This window comes from Bacillus sp. FSL M7-0791 (genome assembly GCF_038627085.1).
GTDB lineage: Bacteria > Bacillota > Bacilli > Bacillales > Bacillaceae > Bacillus > Bacillus safensis.
Genome location: NZ_CP152022.1, coordinates 1,662,487 through 1,686,352, shown reverse-complemented (window position 1 = coordinate 1,686,352; position 23,866 = coordinate 1,662,487). Strand labels below are relative to the sequence as shown.

The 23,866-nt window shown below is 39.3% G+C and carries 25 protein-coding genes; 6 read left to right on the top strand and 19 right to left on the bottom strand.

Going from position 1 to position 23,866, the window contains the following annotated elements; genetic code table 11:
• Positions 1–53: 53 nt before the first annotated feature.
• From MHI08_RS08530 to MHI08_RS08515, 4 genes are all read right to left on the bottom strand, one after another.
• Complete coding sequence (locus MHI08_RS08530) at positions 54–452, bottom strand: uberolysin/carnocyclin family circular bacteriocin (RefSeq protein WP_254966791.1); 399 nt, start codon at positions 450–452, stop codon at positions 54–56.
• 294 nt (positions 453–746) lie between these two features.
• On the bottom strand, positions 747–1,598 hold the full coding sequence (locus MHI08_RS08525) for an SDR family oxidoreductase (RefSeq protein ID WP_342500158.1): 852 nt from the start codon (positions 1,596–1,598) through the stop codon (positions 747–749).
• A gap of 101 nt (positions 1,599–1,699) precedes the next feature.
• Entirely contained in the window at positions 1,700–2,113 is a 414-nt protein-coding gene (locus MHI08_RS08520) for an Rrf2 family transcriptional regulator (protein WP_025093258.1), read from the bottom strand.
• A 48-nt stretch (positions 2,114–2,161) separates the two neighbouring features.
• A complete protein-coding gene (locus MHI08_RS08515; protein WP_342500157.1) occupies positions 2,162–2,635 on the bottom strand; it encodes a VOC family protein in 474 nt (157 codons plus the stop codon).
• Positions 2,636–2,795: 160 nt separating this feature from the next.
• Here MHI08_RS08515 and MHI08_RS08510 point away from each other — a divergent pair, with 160 nt between their 5' ends.
• Complete coding sequence (locus tag MHI08_RS08510; protein ID WP_342500156.1) at positions 2,796–3,239, top strand: DUF2188 domain-containing protein; 444 nt, start codon at positions 2,796–2,798, stop codon at positions 3,237–3,239.
• A 217-nt stretch (positions 3,240–3,456) separates the two neighbouring features.
• Here MHI08_RS08510 and MHI08_RS08505 read toward each other — a convergent pair whose 3' ends face one another.
• Positions 3,457–4,305: a Ku protein gene (locus MHI08_RS08505; protein WP_024425113.1), complete on the bottom strand. Its 849-nt coding sequence runs from the start codon at positions 4,303–4,305 to the stop codon at positions 3,457–3,459.
• 115 nt (positions 4,306–4,420) lie between these two features.
• Between MHI08_RS08505 and MHI08_RS08500 the strand changes: the two genes are divergently transcribed.
• The gene (locus MHI08_RS08500; protein WP_342500155.1) at positions 4,421–6,253 is read left to right on the top strand and encodes a DNA ligase D; all 1,833 of its coding nucleotides are present in this window, start codon (positions 4,421–4,423) and stop codon (positions 6,251–6,253) included.
• Between the two features lie 67 nt (positions 6,254–6,320).
• Positions 6,321–7,016 (top strand): YoaK family protein, encoded by a 696-nt coding sequence (locus MHI08_RS08495; RefSeq protein ID WP_149126624.1) that lies wholly within the window; start codon positions 6,321–6,323, stop codon positions 7,014–7,016.
• 40 nt (positions 7,017–7,056) lie between these two features.
• Here MHI08_RS08495 and MHI08_RS08490 read toward each other — a convergent pair whose 3' ends face one another.
• Complete coding sequence (locus MHI08_RS08490) at positions 7,057–7,290, bottom strand: hypothetical protein (protein WP_044335602.1); 234 nt, start codon at positions 7,288–7,290, stop codon at positions 7,057–7,059.
• A gap of 454 nt (positions 7,291–7,744) precedes the next feature.
• Entirely contained in the window at positions 7,745–8,857 is a 1,113-nt protein-coding gene (locus tag MHI08_RS08485) for a tetratricopeptide repeat protein (RefSeq protein ID WP_024425110.1), read from the bottom strand.
• 543 nt (positions 8,858–9,400) lie between these two features.
• Here MHI08_RS08485 and MHI08_RS08480 point away from each other — a divergent pair.
• On the top strand, positions 9,401–9,772 hold the full coding sequence (locus MHI08_RS08480) for an iron chaperone (protein ID WP_076839706.1): 372 nt from the start codon (positions 9,401–9,403) through the stop codon (positions 9,770–9,772).
• Positions 9,773–9,823: 51 nt separating this feature from the next.
• Here the strand turns inward: MHI08_RS08480 and MHI08_RS08475 are convergent, their stop codons facing one another.
• Entirely contained in the window at positions 9,824–10,405 is a 582-nt protein-coding gene (locus tag MHI08_RS08475; RefSeq protein ID WP_076839704.1) for an undecaprenyl-diphosphatase, read from the bottom strand.
• 225 nt (positions 10,406–10,630) lie between these two features.
• Between MHI08_RS08475 and MHI08_RS08470 the strand changes: the two genes are divergently transcribed.
• Entirely contained in the window at positions 10,631–11,092 is a 462-nt protein-coding gene (locus MHI08_RS08470) for a macro domain-containing protein (protein WP_087975395.1), read from the top strand.
• Positions 11,093–11,156: 64 nt separating this feature from the next.
• Here MHI08_RS08470 and MHI08_RS08465 read toward each other — a convergent pair whose 3' ends face one another.
• From MHI08_RS08465 to spoVK, 11 genes are all read right to left on the bottom strand, one after another.
• Positions 11,157–11,633 (bottom strand): immunity protein YezG family protein, encoded by a 477-nt coding sequence (locus tag MHI08_RS08465; protein WP_163115112.1) that lies wholly within the window; start codon positions 11,631–11,633, stop codon positions 11,157–11,159.
• A gap of 3 nt (positions 11,634–11,636) precedes the next feature.
• Positions 11,637–13,562, bottom strand: coding sequence for a T7SS effector LXG polymorphic toxin (locus MHI08_RS08460; RefSeq protein WP_163115113.1), 1,926 nt, complete (start codon positions 13,560–13,562; stop codon positions 11,637–11,639).
• An 89-nt stretch (positions 13,563–13,651) separates the two neighbouring features.
• Positions 13,652–13,786: a hypothetical protein gene (locus tag MHI08_RS08455; protein ID WP_264082694.1), complete on the bottom strand. Its 135-nt coding sequence runs from the start codon at positions 13,784–13,786 to the stop codon at positions 13,652–13,654.
• Positions 13,787–14,896, bottom strand: a complete 1,110-nt coding sequence (locus MHI08_RS08450) for a RapH N-terminal domain-containing protein (protein WP_103132384.1) — start codon at positions 14,894–14,896, stop codon at positions 13,787–13,789.
• 305 nt (positions 14,897–15,201) lie between these two features.
• Positions 15,202–15,783, bottom strand: a complete 582-nt coding sequence (locus MHI08_RS08445; RefSeq protein ID WP_202739021.1) for a YiiX/YebB-like N1pC/P60 family cysteine hydrolase — start codon at positions 15,781–15,783, stop codon at positions 15,202–15,204.
• A gap of 371 nt (positions 15,784–16,154) precedes the next feature.
• The gene (locus tag MHI08_RS08440; RefSeq protein ID WP_202739022.1) at positions 16,155–16,772 is read right to left on the bottom strand and encodes a hypothetical protein; all 618 of its coding nucleotides are present in this window, start codon (positions 16,770–16,772) and stop codon (positions 16,155–16,157) included.
• Positions 16,773–17,222: 450 nt separating this feature from the next.
• Positions 17,223–18,557, bottom strand: a complete 1,335-nt coding sequence (gene glnA, locus MHI08_RS08435; RefSeq protein WP_024427046.1) for a type I glutamate--ammonia ligase — start codon at positions 18,555–18,557, stop codon at positions 17,223–17,225.
• 60 nt (positions 18,558–18,617) lie between these two features.
• A complete protein-coding gene (locus tag MHI08_RS08430) occupies positions 18,618–19,028 on the bottom strand; it encodes a MerR family transcriptional regulator (protein WP_025093274.1) in 411 nt (136 codons plus the stop codon).
• A gap of 91 nt (positions 19,029–19,119) precedes the next feature.
• On the bottom strand, positions 19,120–20,400 hold the full coding sequence (locus MHI08_RS08425) for an aminotransferase class I/II-fold pyridoxal phosphate-dependent enzyme (RefSeq protein ID WP_103132395.1): 1,281 nt from the start codon (positions 20,398–20,400) through the stop codon (positions 19,120–19,122).
• 6 nt (positions 20,401–20,406) lie between these two features.
• Entirely contained in the window at positions 20,407–21,678 is a 1,272-nt protein-coding gene (gene hflX, locus MHI08_RS08420) for a GTPase HflX (protein WP_024427043.1), read from the bottom strand.
• Between the two features lie 121 nt (positions 21,679–21,799).
• Positions 21,800–22,759, bottom strand: coding sequence for a stage V sporulation protein K (gene spoVK, locus MHI08_RS08415; protein WP_024424083.1), 960 nt, complete (start codon positions 22,757–22,759; stop codon positions 21,800–21,802).
• 320 nt (positions 22,760–23,079) lie between these two features.
• On the opposite strand from spoVK, the gene MHI08_RS08410 reads away from it, so the two are divergent.
• Positions 23,080–23,838, top strand: coding sequence for an N-acetylmuramoyl-L-alanine amidase (locus MHI08_RS08410; RefSeq protein WP_024427042.1), 759 nt, complete (start codon positions 23,080–23,082; stop codon positions 23,836–23,838).
• The last annotated feature ends 28 nt before the right edge of the window (positions 23,839–23,866 follow it).

Below are 23,866 nucleotides of genomic sequence, written 5' to 3'. Positions count from 1 at the left end.
ACGTAATTAGTAAAGAAGAAGTAGTTATGAGGATCATAACTACTCTTCATTACTTACCAAGTAACAGCTGCTTTTTTACCTTTTCGTTTGATATACCACTTTAATGACATCCTTGCTGCCCAAGCAATAGCCGTTACGGTTCCAAATGAAAAGGCACCTAACACTATAGATATTGCCGAAGCAACGTCAGACCCCGTCATCACCATGTTGACAATTTTGGATGCCTTTTTTTGAGCCTGGTTCCAAGTAGTCTTTTTACTATATTTATTAATGATTTTGGCAAGGTTCACTTCTAATGATGATTTTTCTAAAGTCTGAATATTAGAATTACTAAATTCGTTTTGATTATACTTCACTGGTGACCCAATAGTTCCAAACATCACTAAAATAGATAAAAAGACCATCCCAAAAGCGGCTAGGATTTTAGAATGTTTACTATCAATTTTACCCACAATTACCACCTCCTCCTATTATTATCTAATATTACAATAAATAAAATTAGAGTTCAACATTATCATATGAAAAAAAGTTACTTTGTTACTATTTTTTGTTGGTTAAAAGATAGTTAACTTCTACAGGTATAAGGATGATGTAAGAGTAGGAAAAATAAGAGGGTGATTAACCATTGAGTTGATCTGTTTATATAAAAAACGTTATATTGACTGGGCTACAGCTGGAGAGGAACTTAATGATGCTTGAAGCATAATCCACATGAGAAAACGCCCTTTTAAGGGCGTTTTTGTTGTTTATTCTAAAATCAATTCACGAATTCTCTCTTCAATAGGTGTTAACGGCCGGCCTAGTAATGTTTCGAAATCTTGACTTTCGACAGCTAAAGCACCATCGCGTATGCCGCTTTGAATGGCTTTGACAAATGGCACTGCTTCTTTTGGTACACCATTTGAAGCTAAAAAGTCTCCAAAGGTGTCTACATCTATTTTTTCTACTTTGATTTCTTTTCCACTCACCTTACTAACAATTTGTGCAAGTTCACTATGCGTCCGAAGAGGTCCTGACAGTTCATATATCTCCTGATCATGTACGGCAAGTGTTAACGCATTTGCTGCCGCTTCTGCGTAGTCATTTCTTGTTGCCCAGCCAACCTTTCCTTCGCCAATAGGGCTTAAAAATGGTGCGCCGCTGACTGACGCCAGAATCGTATCCTTTTCGTTTTCAACATACCAGTTGTTTCTTAAAAATACATGAGGAATGCCAGAGGCCAAAATGGCTTCTTCTGTTTTGGCATGGTCATTTGCAAGGACAAGCTGACTCTCTCTTGCATTGACAACACTTGTATAAGCAATAAACCTCACATTTGCTGCTTTCGCCGCTTCAATTGCTGCTTTATGCTGCTCGACGCGGTCACCATCCGCTGTTGAAATGATCAACAGACGATCAATGCCCTTAAATGCTGATGTCAGGGTATCTGGCTGAGTAAAATCTCCACGGCGTACATCCACCCCAGCATCCTTCAAATGTGCTGCTTTTTGCGGATTTCGAACACTGACTGCAATTTGTTCAGCCGGTACTTTTGTGAGCAAATGCTTGACGACGAGCGATCCAAGTTGTCCTGTTGCACCTGTTACTAATAATTTCATTTGTTTGACCTCCTCATTTTTCGTTTAACGGTGATGTGCATACGTTATAATCAAAATGGTTACAACCAAGGTGTAAAAAAAGCTCCAATGTATGAGCTTTTTTATTCCGCCTCTGTCAATAATTGCTGAATTGTCACTTGCTTTAGGTGATTCTCAAGTGCAGCTTGTGCTTCTTTTAGTTCATGCCGAAGTCTCGTGTCCATCGCTTGACCAATCGGGCATGCGATGACGGGCTGATGAAAGTTAAATAATTCTTCATCTTCGCTTACATCCACAGCGCGGTACACATCTAACAGCGTGATGTCCTCAGCCGGTCTTTTTAAATAAGCACCGCCAACTCCGCGGCGAATTTCAATGAGACCCGCCCGTTTGAGCATTGCCATCATTTTTCGAACAATGGCTGGATTTGAATTCACGCTCTCTGCAATAAAATCACTAGTACACTCTTTTGGAACACCTGCAATAAATGACACAATATGAACAGCAATCGGATACCTGCTGCTAATTTGTTTCACAATCTTTCACCACCGTTGTAATCAATATAGTTACAATGAGTGATTTTGTCAATCAATAAACGGATTTTTCTTTCGATCCCAGTCCTCATATGCCATGATATCGTAGTTTTCTGCTGTATCAAGTTCAAGCGGGGCAATGCATTCAAGCAGATTCTCATCTGGGTCAAGAAAATAGATCGCTGCATGAAATTGCGGCGGATTATCGAGAACTAAAGGCTGCTTTTCTTCTGAAAAACCAAACATTGGGTGAATGCTGATGCCTCTTTCAATCAGCCAAGTCTTAATCTGTTCGATACTAGACGTTTTAATTTGAAAGGCAACGTGACGAGTCGAAGGATGGTATGGATAGGCATTTATATCTACTTTCCACAGTCCAAGCCAGCTCTTTCCTTTCTCAATCCATAAAAAAGCAACTCTTTCATTCTCATGAGCAAGTGTCAATTCCAATTTTTCATAAAACGCAATCGATGTCTTCAAGTCACTCACAGGTAAATGTGCTTCATACAAACCTTTCATCATCATCAAAATCACTCCTTTTCTATCTTCTATTCTGCGTGAATGAATGATATTCTGCCTCAGCAAAACGATGTATTTTATCCCTAACATTAGTTTGAGAGACATTGTATGTTTGACCCATTGCAAATGGGGGAAGGTGTTCAAATAAAAGAAAGGAGCGGTCCATATGCCTTGGACGATGAACGATTATCCAGCTTCATTTAAATCATTAGACAACGTCATTCGAAAAAAAGCGCTTGAGATTGCCAATAAAATGATTCAGGAAGGCTATGAGGAAAATAGAGCCATTCCAATTGCAATCAGTCAAGCGAAAGAGTGGAAAAAGAACGCAGCGGAGAAAGAGGTAGAGAATTTTTCATCTCATGGTTCTGTCAAACCTTCAGAGAGCAGCAGCTCCGCAAGACCAGAGCTCATGGATCATGCGCAGCATGTAGTGAAACACGAGGAAGGCTGGGCGATTCAAACAGAGAAAGCGAAACGAGCAAGTGAGGTCAAAGAAACAAAACAAGAAGCAGTTGACCGGGCAAAGGAGATTTCAGCTAATAAAGGAACTTCCGTTGTCATTCACCGAAAAGACGGGACGATTCAGGACGTGTTAAAGCCGCAATAAGACCGCTTGTCAGCGGTCTTAGCGTGTAGACAAACCCTCGCATTCGGTGTCAGTCCTGCGTGCCGGTGCTCACGAAGGTTAAATTCGCTCCGCTCCGGTACTCGTCCTTCCTAGGGCTGCAAAGGTTTTCTATCACGCTGAAGGAAAACAAAAGGCTAAAATAAAGATCATTTTAGTCTTTTGTTAACAATTTAAGACCGCTTGTCAGCGGTCATTTTTATGCATTTTTTTCTTTTTTCGCTGGTGTTTTTCTTTTCTTAGGTGCTGCTTTTTTCGCTTTGGCTGGTTTTGATCGGTCAATCGAGGCCTGTAGTGCGGCCATCAAATCAGTCACATTGGCTGCAGGATCTTTTTTGCCTGTCGTTTCTGGCTGAACGGTATGTTCTCCAGATATTTTATCGCCAATTAAATTCATCAGCTGTTCTCTGTATTCATCTTGATATGCCGCTGGATCGAATGTCGTGGTCAGCTGCTCGATTAAAAGGAGCGCTGTATCTAACTCTTTCTTTACAATGTTCTCCTCTTGGGGGATATTCGGTACATCTGATACTTGTCTAATTTCGTCAGGGAAATGAATGGTTTCCATCAGCAAAATATGTTCATAGCACCTAACGATTGCTAATTGTTCCTTTGAACGGATCATAATCTTTGCGACACCAATTTTCCCCGATTCCTCTAGAGCTTTTCTTAATAATGAATAAGCCTTTGCTCCGCCGGTATCCGGTGATAAGAAATAACTTCTTTCATAATAGATTGGATCAATCTCTTCAATTTTTACAAAATCAATGATTTCAACGGCTTTTTCTTCATTTTCTTTTCGCAGTTTTTCCAGCTCTTCATCGTCCAATTCAATAAATTTATTTTTCGCATATTCATACGCCTTGACGATTTGTTCCGGCGCTACTTCTTCACCGCAATTGGCACATACTTTCTTGTAGTTAATGGGCGTGTGACACTCTTTATGCAGCTGTCTTAATTTAATGTCTTTGTTCTCTGTAGCGGTAAACAGCTTGACTGGTATATTGACCAATCCGAAACTAATGCCGCCTTTCCATACTGTATGCATCGCGCTTCCTCCGTTCTTTTCTCCTTACTATGTAATGTTTTCATCAGACTTATGTATGTGATTGAAAATTTCATCCCACTATAAGAACACATGATATAAGGAAGTGACATGCACAATGAAACCTATGCGATTAACACCTGCACATGATATACCTGCCGGTGCAGACTGGGTATATGAATTAAAATATGATGGCTTTCGGGCTATTCTTGTATGGGAAGAAGACGAGATTCGTTTAGAAAGCAGGACCGGAAAACGGCTAAATAAGCAATTTCCTGAAGTAATGGATCAATGCGAACAATTAAGAGACCAATTTGCTCCTTTTTTACCGCTGACACTTGACGGAGAATTGGTCTTTTTACTAAGTGAACAGCAAAGTGAGTTTGCGAAGGTTCAGCAAAGAGGCAGGCTGAAAAACAAAGAAGCCATCCAAAGACAGGCTGAACGATTTCCATGTCATTTCATTGCATTCGATCTATTAAGCTGCAAAGGGAAACCTCTCGTTGATTCACCGTTGATGGAAAGAAAAAATCAGCTGCAGCAATTATTCCAAGAAGCTAAGCTCCCCTCATCAGTTCAGCTAGAGCACCCTTCCCTTTTGCAGGTCATTCATACAGACCCAGACTCTGATTACATGAAAAACGTGATGACGACGTATTTAGCAGAAGGACTAGTAGCGAAAAAAAAGACGAGTAAATGGCATGACAATACTCGTTCAAAAGAATGGCTAAAAATGAAAAACTGGCGGTATGTCTCTGTCATTGTCACCCGTTTTGACAAAGAAAATGGCTATTTCCAAGGATCCATTTATCAAGATTCGACACTCATCGAGGTTGTCCAATTCAAGCATGGTTTTTCTAAAGAAGAAGAACAAACGCTGCGTACACTATTTCAGACAAAAGGCCAGTTAACAGGAGGATCTTTATACGAAATCCCTCCTTCTATCGTTGCCAGCATTGCTTGTATATCCTTTGATGGATCGGCGTTAAGAGAGCCGCGTTTTACTTCCTTTTTACTGGATGCGGATCCAGCAGCATGTACATTTCAGCAAATGCTCAAACAGCTGTATCCACTCCCTGCTGCTATAGAAGTCACTCACCCTGAAAAACCGATTGTCCCGGCTCTTCAACTAAACAAGGCAGATTACTTACTTTATTTAAGACAAGCGGCTCCCTACCTTTTGCCCTTTTTACGTGAAAGGCGTCTTACTTTAATTCGGTATCCGCATGGCACTGGAGACGAATTCTTTTATCAAAAGTCGACACCTGATTATGCGCCGGATTTTGTTTTAACAGATGAAGTTGATGATATTTCTTATACGATCTGTAATGATCCTCGTACGCTTCTTTGGCTTGGCAACCAGCTGGCGATGGAATTTCATATCCCTTTTGAGACAAGAGATACGGATCGGCCGACAGAAATTGTCTTTGATCTAGACCCGCCATCTGTAAATGAGTTTCATCTAGCCATAGAAGCGGCTAAACGAATCAAAGCGCTTTTAGACGGGCTTTTTCTCACAGCCTTTATTAAAACAAGCGGAGGTAAAGGGCTTCAAGTCTATATTCCTTTAAAGAAAAACGCCTTCACATACGAAGAAACAAGACAATTCACCGCGTTCATATGCCAATTTTTATGTGAGCAAGCACCGGATCTTTTTACTCTGGAACGCCTTAAGAAAAAACGCGGCAAACGCTTGTATTTAGATTACATTCAGCACGATGCTGGGAAAACAATCATCGCTCCATATTCTCCAAGAGGAAATGAGCTTGGGCTTGTTGCGACACCGCTTGAATGGGACGAACTCTATCATGATGAGCTTCATCCTTCTCTTTTTACGATGCCGGCTGTTATAGAGCGTTTAAAGGAAAAGGGCGATCCGTTCCGCCGCATGAGGCACCTTGTGAATGATGATGCTTTTAGACAAGTTTTACATCAGCTTGCACACATGTGACCATCTCATCAGATGGACATTTGCGGTCATGACGCGTTACACTTATTCATTAGAGAGGAAGAAAGGGATGACTATTTTGACCGCACATTCATTTCGAAATACAGCTTTGATTTTCTTATGTCTTTCCGCAGGAATTGTGGATGTGATTGGCTATTTAAGCCTAGGGCATGTGTTTACAGCCAATATGACAGGTAATATTGTGCTGCTTGGCATTGCAGCAGGAAGCTCCTTGCAGCTAACAGCCCTTCATTCCATCATTGCTCTAAGTGGATTCGTTTTAGGGGTTTTACTTGCAGTGGTGATAGGCGGAAATCACGAGAAAACGTTTTGGCCAAAAGCCGTAACCCGCATTTTTATCATCGAATTGATGATTTTGCTTCTATTTGCTCTCATGACCATTTTCCCTTATACACAAGGTGCTTACTTTATGCTGATCATTCTTTTAAGTATGGCTATGGGCATGCAAACGGCGGCCGCACGTAAATTGAATGTTGCTGGCATTTCCACAACCGTTCTCACAAGTACACTTGCTAACCTATTTGAAGATGCAGCCCAGCGCATATCATACCGGGAAAAAAGAAAGGCCCCTATCCAGCTTGTAAGCTTGATGCGAATAGGCTCTATTGTCTTCTACTGCCTAGGTGCAGCTATTGCTGCATACACAGATCGTTACGATCCGTTTATCATCATATGGCTGCCGATCATCATTCTAGGCATCATTGTGATCACTGCTGGATTGAAGCACTTTCACCAATTGAAATAGCCTCTCTTTAGATGGCTATTTCAATTATTGTGATCTTACACTAATAACTCCTGACATAAAAACCAGGAGGGCGTCCCATGATGAACGTTGAACCATATGGATATCCAGAAAATGTCCCGAATCCCCCGTAACCAGGAAAACCGCCCAAGCCAGAGAACACACCAGGGCTCAAATAAGACCCGCCAAAGCCGATATGGGAACCAACAGGCCCAATATGTGCCCCGCCTCCGCTAAAACCGCCTCCATGAAAACCACCATAAACCCGCGGATACATACAATCACCTGCCTTCGAATCAGACCTTATCTCATCATATGCATGACGAATGGGCGGTGCTCCTGCTTTTTCTTTCCTTCTATGTACATTAGACCAATTTAATAAAATTTGAATGAAAAGTCCTGCAAAAAATTAAATTAAGCAAAGAAAAGTGACCTTTTTAACTTGTTGCTCTGCCCTATGTTTATTTAGAATAATGGAGCAGGTAATAAATTTGCACACCCCCTTTGTTGCGAATTCTTCTTATTAAACGTTCTTGCAGCGTTTAATAAGAAGAGCCTATTAAAACACAAAAAACCCTTGCTGACGATCATCAACAAGGGCGAGAGATAAATGGTATTAACCACCAATGATTTTTTCTGCAACTTCGAATGAACCCGCAACGTTTTGCGATAGAACAGTCGCAGCGACCGCTAAACCGACAACGAATAATACTTTTAATCCTGTTTTCATCTTAAATCAACCCCATTCTTTTCATATGTAAATCCGCTTCTAAACTTTTGTTCAAGTAAAAAACAGACTGCTCATAAAGTGATTGCTTTTCACAATATTTTGCTGCAAATTGTGATAGCTCTTTTACTTCATGATATTCATTCTTCTCTTCTAACTTTCTTAATTTCTCATCAATTTGCTGAAATCTTTGTGGCGCATGCGTTAAGTAAAGATCATGTACGATGCCTATTTTTAGCTGAAACACTTCATGAGAAGCATCTTTTATTCTGGCATATGCAGCCTCTATATATTGGCTTGCACGCTGCTTTTCACCAATCACACAGAGTTCCCGGCTGATCAGATACGTAGAATGGAAAAAGAAATCTGAATCATAATACTCTTGATGGGACAGTGCTTTTTCAAGATGACGTATCGATTCCTTCGGTTTATTCCAAAATGAATATAAAATGGCCACATTGTGATGAAGCTGAGCCAGCATAAAATCATCCTGCTCATTTGTCAAAACTTCTTCCGCCAGACGATAATTCTCAAGCGCCTCTTCATACCGGCCGATCTCCGTTAGATTCGCTGCTATAAGAGAGTATGAAAGGGCCGTTCTTCTTTCATACTGCTTGTGCCGCTTATAGACGTGCAGCGCTCTGCGGATATAGCTTAATGAGAGCATGATATGACTGAGCCGGTAATAAAGCCATGCCACTTTAAAATCGAAATCAGCACGTTCTATCTCACTTGGAATTTTATCTAAGAGCTTTTCAGCACTTTGATACATTTGCAATGCAACCTCATAATTACCTTGATGCTGCTCATACACACCCTCATAAAAATCAAAATAATAGGCAAGACGATTAGACAGGTCATCTTCTTTTTTTCCATAATGACCCTCTATGCTTTTCGTTGAAACATTGCCTTTTTGACCTCTTAAATTGTACATAAGAATGTGATGCCTCTTCTCAAGAAGAGAATAGTATATGAGGATATCCGCATCGTCAATTTCCTCTACCGCTTTTTTCGCTTTGGCAAATAACCGTTCTGCCTCATCTGCATGATCTTTTTTGATTTCCATGTTCCAGTCATTTAATAGTGATGCCAATTCCGCAACAGGAACTTTGCTCATTCTACACCCCCAATCACCTTCAGCTGCAACACATGATTTCACTAAATATGGAACTTCTATTAGCAATTGCTAATTAGTCCATTTGACATCATTTTAATATGAATCACTTGAATCTTCAATAACCGTTTCCATTGAAAGTACGTTTCTTTCTCCTAGTCAATGATATTTGCGAAAAAATTCCGCCTTTTTTTAAAATAAACATCTTGAGATGAAATGAAAAAAGCCCAATGTCGAGGCTTTCTAATCTTATGATGGTTCATAGCAGCTTTTCATTTATCCAGTTTCTTTATATAATATGATCAATCACTTACACGCCTCAGTAGCTCTAGAAGGGAAGAGCGCCGTAAAACAAATTGTAGCTGGCGGGTCGCAAGGCAAGGGTTTCAGAAGCACCGAAAAGCACATGAGCTGAGACAGGTGAAATTCCTGTCGGTGAAATTCCGTAGGGAAGCGTGTTGCCCCTAGCCTATGCTTACGAAAGGAGTGCGGGTTCGAATCCCGTCTGAGGCTTATGAGGTAGATGGATTGGGAGGTTAAAATATTATGCATGTGTTTGAAGAATATATCAGTAAAATCGGTAACCCTGAGCTGAAGCAGCGCACTCAAGCCATCTTACAATGGGTAGAAGACACATTCCCTCAATTAGAGCCAAGAATTGCTTGGAATCAGCCCATGTTCACAGATCACGGCACATTTATTATTGGGTTTAGCGTGGCAAAACATCACATTTCTGTCGCACCAGAAGCAAAAGGAATTGATCAATTTTCAGCTGACATTGTACAAGCTGGGTACGATCATGGGAAAAATCTGTTTCGCATGAAAGAAAGCTTGCCAGTTGATTATCCTCTCCTAAAAAAAATCATCGCATTTAATATCGAAGACAAAGCGGATTGTTCAACGTTTTGGCGAAAATAAACAGTACCCCGATCTCAGCTTTACAGATCGGGGTATTTTGCTGCAACAATATTATTTTGTTCTCTTCCCTACCAATTTTTGTTCAACCCATTCATAACATGACAAGAGGGCATCAACGCTCTTTTGGCATATCGGCAAATATACAACGGCGACGGCTGTTAAACACGCTATAGCAGCTCCTGCTAAGACATCAAATGGATAATGAACACCTACCCAAATCCTTGAAAAACCAACAGCACACGCAATGATCAGCCAATACATATGGCGTTTGTGAAACAGCCAAAAGATCACGCAAATCGAAAAAATAAAGATGGTATGATCACTCGGAAACGAGTTATTCACTTCCTTTTGAATCAAAAGATTGACGCGGCTCATTTCTGCAAAGGGCTGCTGATTAAAATAAAACACCCCAGCGATTTTCCCAAGTAACTCGGCGAGTACGAAGGTCAGTCCGGCAGAAACGACCATCGCCCTATTGTACCTGCTGCGATTTTGAAACCATACGAACAGACACACGAGCGCTGTCAGCAGCACTGTATATTCAGCTAGTCCAATAAATATTGGATTCAAGTAACCATGATCGATACTGAGTTCATTCACCCACCTAAATAAATCTTCATTAAGTCCCCGCATCTCATTTCATCCCTTTACTTGATTTACGATAAGGATAATTGAAATGAGATGTCTGCCTCCATCGATCGAACGAACAAACCATGGAATCATATGACATGTTTGTCACTTTGCTGTCACCTGAACTCATGTACTAACTAAAAACTCATCAAAAGCTATTAAATCACAGGAACAAAACTGTTATAATAGAACATAAGTTTGCATTTTATCAAAAAGGGGTTACTGCATATGATCAAAACGGTAGACGGCAATATATTAGAGGCAAGCGAAGACATCATTTGTCACCAGGTGAACTGTAAAGGAGTCATGGGAGCTGGATTAGCAAAACAGATCAAAAGCAAATATCCGAATGTGTTCAAAGATTATAAACAGTTATGTACAGAACATGGAGATGACTTGTTAAGCTCCATTCAACTCATTACAACAAAAGATGGAAAAACAATGGCCAACTTATTTGCCCAAGCTGGATACGGAAGAACAAGACAGCAAACAGACTACGATGCCTTACGCAACTGCTTTCAACACCTAAAGGATACAGTGACACAATCACCTGAAGAGAAAAACCCAACGTCCATCGCCATTCCATACGGGATCGGCTGCGGATTAGCAGGCGGCGATTGGACGATTGTGGAAGAGATGATTGAAGAAGTGCTGGGTGATTGTGAAGTGACGGTTTATCGGTTTAGATAATGGAAATGAGGTTTTATGAAACATATATGAGAAATACCCTCCTTAAATTGGAGGGTATTGTGCGTTAGTTATCTTCTTTATTTTTTAAATAATTTAATACGGCTTCTTTATCTTCTTCATCTTCAGGGAGAAATCCGAACGTTTCATATTCCCAAACTGCAATTCTTTGATCACCATCAATGCCTAATGAATAAATATCTTCGTACCCATACTCAATCGAGAATTTCCCTGGTTGCTCCATTTTTAAAATTGCTGTCGACCAATCTCCAAATCCATTTTTTACATATTCCTTTTTTAAGTCTTCAAAAGAATGGAGAAGTTTTAATAATAACTCTTTATAAATAGAATTGCTAACACTATACTTTTCAGGAATATTATGACCATATATTAATTCTTCATTGCCTGGGTTGCAGAAATAAAAATTCACTTCTGACGAATCATCCACGATTTCTGCATACATCCAAACTTTATCCCATTCTACAGGAATCATTTCATTTATTATTTCCGCTATTTCTTTATAGTTTTCTTCTATTTTTTCCATACTTCAACCTCCTGGCTTATTTTTAATAGTTCTAAATCTCTTTTGGTCTCCGATTTTATATTCTACAAGAAACTCTGCAGGTCTTAATGAATCATTCATATAGACAGGTTCAATTTTAACCTCTACATGCTTTGGAGGGTCAGCCGTTAATGCTTTTTTCCACTTCTGCTCCATCTCATACCATTTCCCACCACTACGATTAATTTGTGAATTCATCGGAAGTAGGTTATCAATATCCCCTGAACCTTTAAAAATAGTTGCAATCAAGTGACCTCCATCATCATCCAGTAATCGATCCGGCTTTCCTGAATTGGATTGGGCATATTGGTTTCTTTTAACCTCTCCGTATTTTAAATCACTTGCTTCGACTTTGACAATTCTTCCGTAGTGATCGGTTGTGTAGGTGTAGCCTTGCTTTGTTGAATAAACAACATTTGGTTTTAATACTTTTTTACGTTTCCACCTCACATAGTGATCTCCGTAGCTAACAACAGTCGGTGGTGATTTTGGTGCTGGTAATCGTCTGCCTGTCTTAGTGATACCGTATCCTGAATTGTTATCTAGGCGTTTTGCCATAGAGAGGAGTTTATTTTTGAGATTTTCTCCGTCAAACACGTTATACGGCAGCTTCGGGCCGCCAGCCATTTGAAACTTTGGTGAGTATGGCAATAGATTCGGAATAGAGACTCTGTCTAATGATTTTGCACCTTGCTCAAGGCCTTTCTTCACCGTCGTTTTTGCTGCTGTTGTCCCCGTTTTTGTAATGGCACCTGCCCCTTTAGAACCAAAGACGATTTCTGCTAGAGAACCAGTTGCATAGGCGAACCAGTGTGATCGAGAATATGCATCACCATCGATGACTTCTTTTTGGAATGAGTCTGAAATTGACTTTCCAATCGCTTTCGATGTTTCAATTGGATGTGAAACTGCCGTTACGACCGATTCAACGGCACCTCCAGGGTCTGTCACAAGATCATAGATGCCAACTACTGTATCTTTGGCCACATCATATAGACCAACTGCTGCACCTTTTACAACATCAACGAACCCCTCTGATGCTTCTTCCTGCGCTTTGATCTGGAGAAGCTGGCTGTAATACATTTTTTGATCGTAAGAAAGATTTTCATATCCAATTTCGTCTACAATCTCAAAGTATTTTTCTTCCGATATACACGAAGGATCGTTGAGCTTTTCTTTCAATTCTTTGATTCTTCGTTTCTCTTTTTCTTCTTTTTTCACCTTTAAATATGCTTTCACCTGTGCATCGATTTTATCGTGATTCTTGTACACATCTGTTTCATGAAACGCTTTTGCATCGTAATACATGGGCTGCGCATTTTTTCCTTTTCCTGTAGCAGCCATCATTTTTGCATAAAAAGTTGCGAGGTGTTTTTCGATCGCTTCTGATTTTGCGTATTCTGTTTTTAGCTCATTATCTATTTTATGTACAGCCTCAATTGCATCTTTTCTTTTTTTGTTCGCATCGTCTAAATGTTCATTGACCTCTTTACTTGAAAATACATTCAGTTCTATGAGATCACTGATGTCATCAAAAATAGTGGATAGGGCTTCTTTTTGTTCCTTGACCATATCTTTATTATTCTGAATCCCTTGTTTCAGTTGAGCGTCTAAAAAATGCTCATCAATAAATGTACTTCCGCCTAACGATTCATCATCAAGCTTTCCTTTTATCCCATCTAAAAACGCTTTTTGCATATCAATAAAATCAAGATAAGTGTCTGTGTAAAGCGCAAGATCCTCATAAAAGGCTTTGATATTGTCTGCACCTTTTCCAGTAAATTCATCACCTAATCCCGACACACTTTTTAATGCTTTTTTCACATGCTGCATTTCGTCTCGAAGCTCTTGATAGACTTTTGACCTTTGTTCGACAGCTGAAAGTAAAGATGGAGCATCTAATATTTTCATATAAAAAAGACTCCTTTTATGGAATATTCTTTTACTAGAATACCATAAGGAGTCTGACACTTTAATCCACTTTATCGTTTTTTAACCAATTATCCTCCAGAGCTCCCTCTTGATGCGATGGTTTGGACATCATCATGTTGAGGTTGAATGAAACCATTTGTAAAGAAAAGTGTACCTAATGCTACCACAGCTATTGATAATGGAATAAAAAAAGACTTTTTCATTTAATTCACTCCTTTTCCTACAAATTGACTTGCATGTAAGGCTCTTTTATAGTAATTCAATGATTGTTGCAGCAAACCTTTTTCCTCTAAATATTTCGCCACATCAACCAAGATTTCCTCTAAATCAACCCAAACTCTTCTTTCTTCAAGCTCTGCACACAAATTACTGATATTGGCTTGTTGAGTGTCATTTGTTTCATATAATAGTTCTTTTAACAATTTAAATTTAATTTGAAAAATGTGATGGTTCACTTGTTCCGACAAAGAAATGCCTAGATCAACCCACTCAATCACTTCATTGCTTTGATTTGATACTTCTATTCTGGCTAGTTCATATAAACATCTCATTTTTAATAACATTTGTTGCTCAATTTCTTCATAACTCAGTGTGCGTCTAAAAAATGCAGATGCTTTCTCAGCATTCTCTCTTTTGCTTTCCAAAAAACCCATGCTGTAATAGAGATGAATAATTAAATGATTGTCATTGATACTTCGGATCATGTTCTCTGCTTCGTTAAAAAGTTCACTTGCTTTCTCATATTCAAATTGATCGATTAAGTTCAGCGCATGCAGCATTCTACAGTTAATTTGTCTTTTGATATATGATTCATGTGCATTAAATGTGTCACAAGCAATTTGAGCATGATATTTAGATAAGAAAGTCATTTTCAAATCATAAAATAGAACAGCTAATTTATAATGAAATTCTGCTTTTTCTATTTCATCATCAACATAGGCCAACTTCTTTTCAGCTATTCTGAAATAACTTAGCGCCTTATCATAATCTTGTAAGTAGTCATGATAGATCCCATTATAGAAATAGAAGTAATAGGACATGAGTTTGTTTGTCTTCTCTTCTTTTTCGTCTGGTGCATTCCTCTCGAAGAATGGTTTATCTAGGTTTTTGCTAATATTCTGAAGTTTCAGCTTAAGTCTAAAGCTTAAAAGTTGATAATACAAAAGAATATCTTGATTTTCTTCCATTTGCTCGATTGCCTTGTCTATGTCATCTTGCATTTCAATAGCTGCCGACAAATCCCCTTTTTGTATGGCAAGATTCCAGGTGTTTAACATGTTTCCTACCTCCTGAGAGGCAATTAATTCTGTCATCCCTTTACCCCCTTCTAAGCAAATCCCTTATAATATTTTAACACTAGATTTACAACATATGTAAAGACAAACTGTCCTTAATAGAAATTTTCGGTATCCCGCAAATACATTGAATGAGTGACTTTAGAAAAGCTGATTAGAAGTGACAAGCAACTGAACGGATTCTGAGTTCTTTTAGAAGGGCTACTCTAAAAGTGGAATTCACAAAATGTTGTTTTAATGCCCATCACAAAAAAATCAACAGGTAATTGCATAAACAAACAAGCCTTTCGCATGTCGAAGGCCTGTTTGTTATGAATTAAATATTAACCTATTCGAGCGATAGGAATAACATTTTCATCAGCAGCAATGTGTTCAGGAAAGATAAAACCTTTTGTATCTGAGGTAAAACAAATATCTGCCTCTTTAAAACATACATCTACAAATTCAGAGCAGATAAACTCCTCATTATCTCTATGTTTACCTACTCCCAATCCTATTCGAGCAACTATCTGTGCTATTTCAGATTTATCATAATTCTTGTTTAATAAAGATAAACCTTTAACGATAATGGTATTTTGTTTTTCACCACCATCTTCATTTAACTGTTTGTGCCGTGCAATATATAACTTCCCATCATAACTTTTATTTGTATTCTCATAGTTAGTCAAATAATGTTCTAAAGGAACTATTCTAACACCATCGTCCTCAACACTTTCAATTATTAATAATAGCCCTTTCCACTTCACCATAATACCAACATGACTAAAGAGTGAATTGGAAACTTGTTTAATTAACTTACTTACCAAATATTCACCCGAACATAATAAAAGGTCACCAGTCCTCAGATCATTCTTTAATTCTGTATATTCTATAGTATTTATACTTTTAAATTTATCCGAACTCATCTAAATTATAGTCTCCTTACCTAATTTAAAAAAGCTCTCAATTTCTAAAGGCTTTAAAAATTAATTATTTTTTGGATTACATAAGTATCTTTTCACTTATTTTCAAATTTAATACAATTATACGTTGTATTTACTGAAAGGGATCTTCAGCTGTTAAATTAACCAAAAGACGCATAAGGCTCAGTCATTTTGTAAAAATCCCAACCTTCTTTAACATATCTCCATATTCTTTTGAAATCCAACTAGTATTATGATTATAGAGTATCAGCAAACAATCATTTTCGTTGAGAATTTATTTGAGACATACTTTCTTTATCAAAGTTTCTAAAAACAAAATGAAAAAGCAACTTCCATGTCAGAAGTTACTCTTTTTAATCTTCATCTTCAGGATCTTCGTCTACACCCAATATCAAATTCTCATCTGTAAAATACATTTCATAAAGTGTACGCTCTGTTACTTCTCCTTTTTTAATTCGTTGGTTCAGAATGATCATTAAATCTATAGGTTCACGCTCATAATAAATGCTGTCTCGTTCTTCGAAATGAAGAATAGGCTTGTTTAAGTATGCATAAGATTTCGGCTTAGTAAAGCACGTCCACTTTACTTGAGGATGGTTTCTTCTAATAACTTCTGCATAATAAATCCCGATATCCATTGCTATTGCATAGTCCACTTTTGCAATTTCAACTGGATTAGCCAATAAGCTCTTTTTTTCATCTTCATAAATAAAATCAGGATATTGCCTTAATTCTTCTAATTCTCTACCAATCTCTTCTTCTGATAGTTCATAAATCTCCACCTGAGATAAAAACCAACCATAGATATTTATAAGTGATTCGGGAGTGAAATTAAAGTCCACCTCTCCATTAGTAACATTTTTCAAAACTTCAATCCGTAGTGGTATCTGATTAACAAACCAATCAAAGAGAATCTCAGCCTCTTTTTTTGATAAAGTTTCAAAGGATTCCATTATAATTGGTGGTTCCATTAATACATACTCCATTAAATTTCTCCCTCATATTTTAATTATTTTTGAATACTGGCTATACTGATTTAACTCAGTTGCATTTTATGGTTTGCTTGCTCAATTCTACCAGTATTTGTGCTTATAATGAAGTAGTACTACTTTACTTTATCAATCAATTCAATTTTTTAATCGGAAATCTTTAACCACTTGTTACATTACAAGATTGATAAGTTCGTGTAACCTATATTTGATAGATCGATACAATTCTGTTGTTCAAACCGCTCAATATCGATCCAAATTATTTGCATCTTGTGGACTTAGACATCCCATATATGTAAGGGGAAATAACAAAGCTCTTGATGAACTAAGAGCTACACAACATAACACTGTTCTTGTTCGATTCATCCCATCAATCATAGAGTTAAATACAAAAAACCCCCTGAAGCCAATGGCTCCAAGGGGTTTTTATTATTAATACTGAGACATATACTGATCGCGTTCCCATGGGTGTACTTGGGTTCTAAACATATCCCATTCGATTTCTTTTGATTCGATGAAGTGCTCGAATAGGTGATCGCCTAGTGCGTTGATCATGACTTCGTTTGATTTCAGCAGCTCGAGTGCTTCTGCAAGTGTTGCAGGAAGGTCAGAGATGCCGTTTTCAAGGCGCTCTTCTTTGTCCATGACATAGATGTTTCTGTCGATTGGTGCTGGTGCTTCTAGTTTGTTTTTGATTCCGTCAAGACCTGCTGCAAGTAATACGCTTAGTGCAAGATATGGGTTTGCAGATGGGTCTACGCTGCGTACTTCTACACGTGTGCTGATGCCGCGTGATGCCGGGATACGGATCAATGGGCTGCGGTTTTGTGCACTCCATGCCACATAGCAAGGTGCTTCATAGCCAGGTACAAGACGCTTGTAAGAGTTTACCGTTGGGTTTGTGACCGCTGTAAAGCTTGTTGCGTGCTTGACGATACCTGCGATAAAGTGTCTAGCAGTCTCGCTTAATTGTAAATCTGCTTTTTCATCAAAGAATGCGTTTTTACCATTTTTGAATAATGATAGGTTACAGTGCATACCAGATCCGTTTACACCGAACAATGGTTTTGGCATGAATGTCGCATGAAGACCATGCTTTCTCGCAATGGTTTTGACAACGAGTTTGAACGTTTGAATGTCATCACAAGAACGGATCGCGCCTGCATATTTGAAGTCAATTTCATGCTGCCCTGGTGCTACTTCGTGGTGAGATGCTTCAATTTCAAAGCCCATTTCTTCAAGCTCTAGCACGATATCACGGCGGCAGTTTTCGCCTAGATCTGTTGGCGCAAGGTCAAAGTATCCGCCTTTATCGTTTAGTTCAAGCGTTGGCTCGCCTTTTTCATCTAATTTAAATAAGAAGAATTCTGGCTCAGGTCCAAGGTTGAAATCACTAAATCCTAGTTCTTCCATTTCCTTTAAGATACGCTTTAAGTTGTTACGCGGGTCTCCATCAAATGGTGTCCCGTCTGGCTTATAAATGTCACAAATAAAGCGTGCAACTTTACCTTTTTCTGCTGTCCAAGGGAAAATAACAAATGTGTTTAGATCTGGGTATAGATACATATCTGATTCTTCGATACGTACGAATCCTTCAATAGATGAACCGTCAAACATACATTTGTTATCGAGAGCTTTTTCTAACTGGCTCACAGGAATCTCAACATTTTTAATCGTTCCGAGAATGTCTGTAAATTGCAGACGGATGTACTTTACGTTTTCCTCATTTACTAATTTTACGATATCTTCTCTTGTGTACTTTGCCATTTCGTAAAACTCCTCCCCTACAAAAGGTAAAATGTGTATAGCAATGCTTTTGCTAATTGGTTAACGGAAGAACCTTGACATATCCCCCTGCCTAAAGGTCGTTCCTTGTTGGAAACGTCCAGCCTGAATGAGTTCCTTCTTCAGTAGCTTCCTGAGTTCATCATCTGTCAAGTTGTGCTTAGCTGTAGCTTTTTCCTCCGTCTTTGTATCAGACGATGGATTTTCTGCCTCAGCTTTGGCAAAAAGTTTTTTGATTCCTGCCATGTTTACACCTTGTTCGATGAGGTTTTTAATTTCTAGTAATTTATCAACATCATGAAAAGAAAATAATCGGCGGTTTCCATCACTTCTTGCTGGAAATACTAAACCATTTTCCTCATAATAGCGAATTTGTCTTGCAGATAATTCTGTTAGCTGCATGACAATCCCAATTGGGAATAAAGGCATTGAGCGGCGAATGTTATCACTCATCTCAACTGTCTCCTCCTCTTTGCTTAAATTTATTATATGTCATGTTATATTATGTGTCAACAAGATGTTAGGAATATTAACATGGATTTTTTTATTGAGCAGGTACTTCAATAAAGCCTTGTTCCAATAAGGCATCGACAGCACTGCAAATCGCATTTTTCACATGGGCATACGTGAGTCCGCCTTGAACGTAGGCAGTATAAGGCGGTCTGATCGGACCATCGGCTGATAATTCGATACTAGCTCCTTGTACAAAGGTGCCCGCTGCCATAATGACATCGTCTTCGTAGCCTGGCATATAGCTTGCATGTGGTGTGACGTGACTATTAATCGGAGATGCATACTGGATTGCCTGACAGAACGCAATCATTTTTTTAGGATCTCCAAATTCGACTGATTGAATCAAATCCGTTCTTTTCGCATTCCACGCTGGGTTTGTTTGGAATCCGAGCTTCTCAAGAAAACGAGCCGTAAACACTGCGCCTTTTAAACTTTGAGCTACAACATGCGGCGCCAAGAAAAAGCCTTGATACATTTCTTGGAGCGCATACAGCGATGCACCCGCTTCACTGCCGATGCCTGGAGATGTCATTCGATAAGAGCAAGCTTCTACCCATTTTTCTTTTCCAACGATATAGCCGCCTGTTTTGGCAAGGCCTCCGCCTGGGTTTTTAATGAGTGAACCGGCCATGAGGTCAGCTCCGACATGACATGGCTCTTTTAATTCAGTAAATTCACCATAACAGTTATCTACAAACACAATGATTTCTTCATTAATCTCTTTCACAAATGAAATCATTTGCTCAATTTCTTCTATAGTAAAGGATGGTCTTGACGCATAGCCTTTTGAACGCTGAATGCCGATGACTTTTGTTTTAGAGGAAATCGACTCTTTTACTTTCTCATAATCGACGGATCCATCTTGTCGTAAATCAATGGCTTTGTAGTCAATCTGGAAGTCTTTTAATGAGCCTGTCCCTTCTTTCCCGCGAATCCCGACAATTTCTTCTAGCGTATCGTATGGTTTTCCCGTCATATAGATCAATTCATCGCCAGGTCTCAGCACACCAAATAAGGCAATGGAAATTGCGTGTGTACCGGAAATAATTTGCGGACGCACAAGCCCGCTTTCTCCGCCGAAAACATCCGCATAAATCTTTTCTAATGTGTCTCTCCCCATATCATCGTAGCCATATCCAGTCGTCGGATTAAAGTGAGAGTCACTGACTTTGTGCTTTCGATAGCTTTCAAGCACCCGCCACTCATTTTGTTCGCTCTTTTGATCAATTTGCTGATGCACGTGTAAAATCTCTTGTTCTGTTTCTGCTGCTGCTTTTTCTAAAATACTGCCGTGTTTTAATGTGTGAAACATCTTGATTTAATTCCTTTCCAACATATACTTCTTGATTTGACCTAAAATGGTCTGATCCTCACCACTATATCCGGTGATGTCATATATCTCTGCTTCTTTTTGAAATTCTAGTGACTCCACAAGCGTTTCTGATTTTAATGCGGAGATGAGCTTCCCTTCATGCGCTGGAATCTTTACATGATATGGCTTTAAAAAGGCTTTTTTCAGCTCGGCCATAATATCCGCTTTTAACCTTTTTACATCTTCCTTGCGCTTAGCACTGATTAAGATGTGGCGATGCTTTGAAGATGGGATGAAATCTGGTCTAATTTGATCTTCCTTATTATAAACAGTCAGCATCGGAATACGGTCCGCTTCTAATTCTTCTAAAAGCTCATGAACCGTTCGTTCGTGCCCTTCATAATCCTCATTAGAAGAGTCGATGACATGAAGCAAATAATCGGCTTCCTTCACTTCTTCAAGGGTGGAACGAAATGCGGCAATCAGTGTGGTCGGAAGGTCTTGGATAAAACCAACTGTATCTGAAATCAGCACACTGTAGCCAGATTCTAATGTCATCTTACGTGTCATTGGATCAAGTGTCGCAAACAACAAATCCTCTTCATGACTATCCGCTTCTGTTAACTGGTTAAACAAAGTTGATTTTCCGGCATTCGTATACCCGACAATAGCAATTTGGAACACACCATTTTTCTTTCGGCGCTCCCGGTATCTTGTTCGGTGTTCTTTGACTGCAGATAACTGCCCGTTAATTTCATGAATGCGGTTTCGAATATGACGTCTGTCTGTTTCAAGTTTTGTTTCACCTGGACCTCTTGCGCCAATTCCGCCCCCTTGTCTTGAAAGGCTGATCCCTTGTCCACTTAGTCTCGGCAAGGCATACTGAAGCTGGGCAAGCTCTATTTGCAGCTTCCCCTCTCTTGTACGGGCTCTTTTTGCAAAGATATCTAAAATCAATTGCGTACGATCAATAATTTTTACATCTAAAGCAGTCGCCAAAGCTTTTAGCTGGCTTGGAGAAAGCTCGTCATTAAAAATGATGACATCACATTCGAGTTCCTCGCAAAGCACTTCAAGTTCTTCTACTTTCCCTTTACCGATATACGTTGCACTGTCTTGTCTATTTCTCTTCTGCGTCATCACACTGACAGCTTCACCGCCAGCCGTTTTAGTTAAGGAAGCTAATTCTTCCATTGAGTATTGAAAGCGTTCATCCGTTACATGCGGCAATTGGCAGCCGACAAGGATCGCTTTTTCAGTCATTTCATGTTCATTCAACGTTAGTTGTTTCCTTTCTGTACTTAAGTTTTCAGTAGTACCATCATACCAAACACATCACACGTATACCACTATTCGGATGGTTTATTTTAGTGACTCTTTATAAAAAGGATACGCCATTTCAAGAAGGCGTATCCTCTTTCATTTGAAGATCGTGACTTTTAATGGTCAGCAGATCTTTTTTATCATAATGATCCACAAGAAGCAGTCTCATCGCCTGGGTTCGTATGGCTTTTTCAATGGTGTTTCGCACAAACCGACCGTTGCTGAATTTTGCCGGGCTTGTGGTACTTTTAATGTGCATTAAATAATCCCGCAGCTTCCATTCAGCTTCTTGTGTAAATACATATTCTCTGTCTGCCATCATTCGTTTTGCAATATCCATGAGCTGATCGACTGTATAATCAGGAAAGCTGATGTTGATTGGAAATCTTGATTGCAGGCCGGGGTTTAAAGAAAGAAAATGATCCATTTCCTTGGAGTAGCCTGCAAGAATGAGAATGAATTCGTGCTGTTTGTCCTCCATATGTTTTACAAGGGTATCAATCGCCTCTTTTCCAAAATCCTTTTCTCCTCCGCGTGCAAGAGAATAGGCCTCGTCAATGAATAAAATACCACCTAATGATTTTTTAATTAAATCCCTTGTTTTTTGCGCTGTATGACCAATGTACTCTCCAACAAGATCACCGCGTTCTGCTTCAATTAAGTGACCCTTTGAGAGCACATTCATTTCAAAGAAAAGCTTCCCGACAAGTCTTGCAACTGTGGTTTTTCCTGTGCCAGGATTTCCTTTGAACATCATATGAAGCGCTTGTTTTCCTACCTTTAACCCTTGTTCCTGCCGTTTTTGATTAACAAAAATCCAAGCATAAATCTCTTTTATGTTTCGTTTCATTTCATCCATACCGACAAGGCTGTTCATTTCACGCTCTATTTCCCGTAAGATGCTGTGTTTTGCCTCATTTTTCTGCAAGGCTTCTAGGTATTCTGCCTCTGAGTCTGCATCAACCAATACTTGCTTTTGTCCGTTAAGTATAATATTGATTTGGCCGTTGTTTTTATATGTGACAGCTCGCTCCAACGTATTCACCTCTCGCTCTTCTCTCTTTATTCTATTCGGGTGGAGCTGTAATCGTGACAATCGCCCGCTTAAGCCCAAGTTTGCTGTCAAAATGACCCGAGATACCGAATATTGTAGGGATTTCTGCGGTTTCCCAGGAAATGATGTGCTATTTCCATTGTATTCATCCCGTTTGGGCGGACAAACCAACAATTTGCTTTTTCTTAGAAAAATGTAGCTTTTTGATCACAAATGATGCAGAAAAGAGACTCAATGATTTCCGCATTTTGTACAGGCAATTCTTCTATTTTCTCATAAAATAAAGACGAGGTGATGAATAGATGGTGAAAATTTTTATTGATCCTGGCCACGGAGGAACAGATTCTGGAGCTAGTGCTAATGGACTTTTGGAGAAAAATATAACACTTCAAATAGCGCTTTTATTAAGAGACATTTTGATTAGTGAATATGATGGGGTTTCCGTCCGCTTAAGTCGTTCAACTGACCAATCCGTCACTTTGTCCCAGCGTACGAATGCGGCAAACAGCTGGGGGGCAGACTATTTCGTGTCTATTCATATTAATGCTGGCGGGGGCACAGGGTTTGAAAGCTATGTGTATCCTGGCGTTTCAGCACCGACCACCACGTATCGCAATGCCCTTCATGATGAAATTGTCCGCTCGGTTGATTTTGCGAACCGCGGCAAGAAAACTGCGAACTTCCACGTTCTTCGAGAAACTTCTATGCCCGCTATTTTAACAGAGAATGGTTTCATCGATACGGCAGCTGATGCTAATAAGCTCCGCAACGCAACCTTCCTTCAAGGCATCGCTCGCGCTCATGCGACTGGTCTAGAAGAAGCCTTTCAATTGAAAAAAAAAGCAAGTAATCTTTATAAAGTGCAGGCAGGAGCTTTCAAAGTGAAAGCCAATGCAGATGAATTAGCAGCAACACTTAAATCCAAAGGCTTTGACGCGTTTGTTGTATTAGACGGCGGCATGTTCCGAGTGCAAGCCGGGGCTTTCCGTACAAAGCAAAATGCAGATGATCTCGTCGCAAGATTGAAGCAGGCCGGTCACGACGCATTCGTTTTCCAATAAGCTGAAGCTGTTGTAACGAAACAAACCG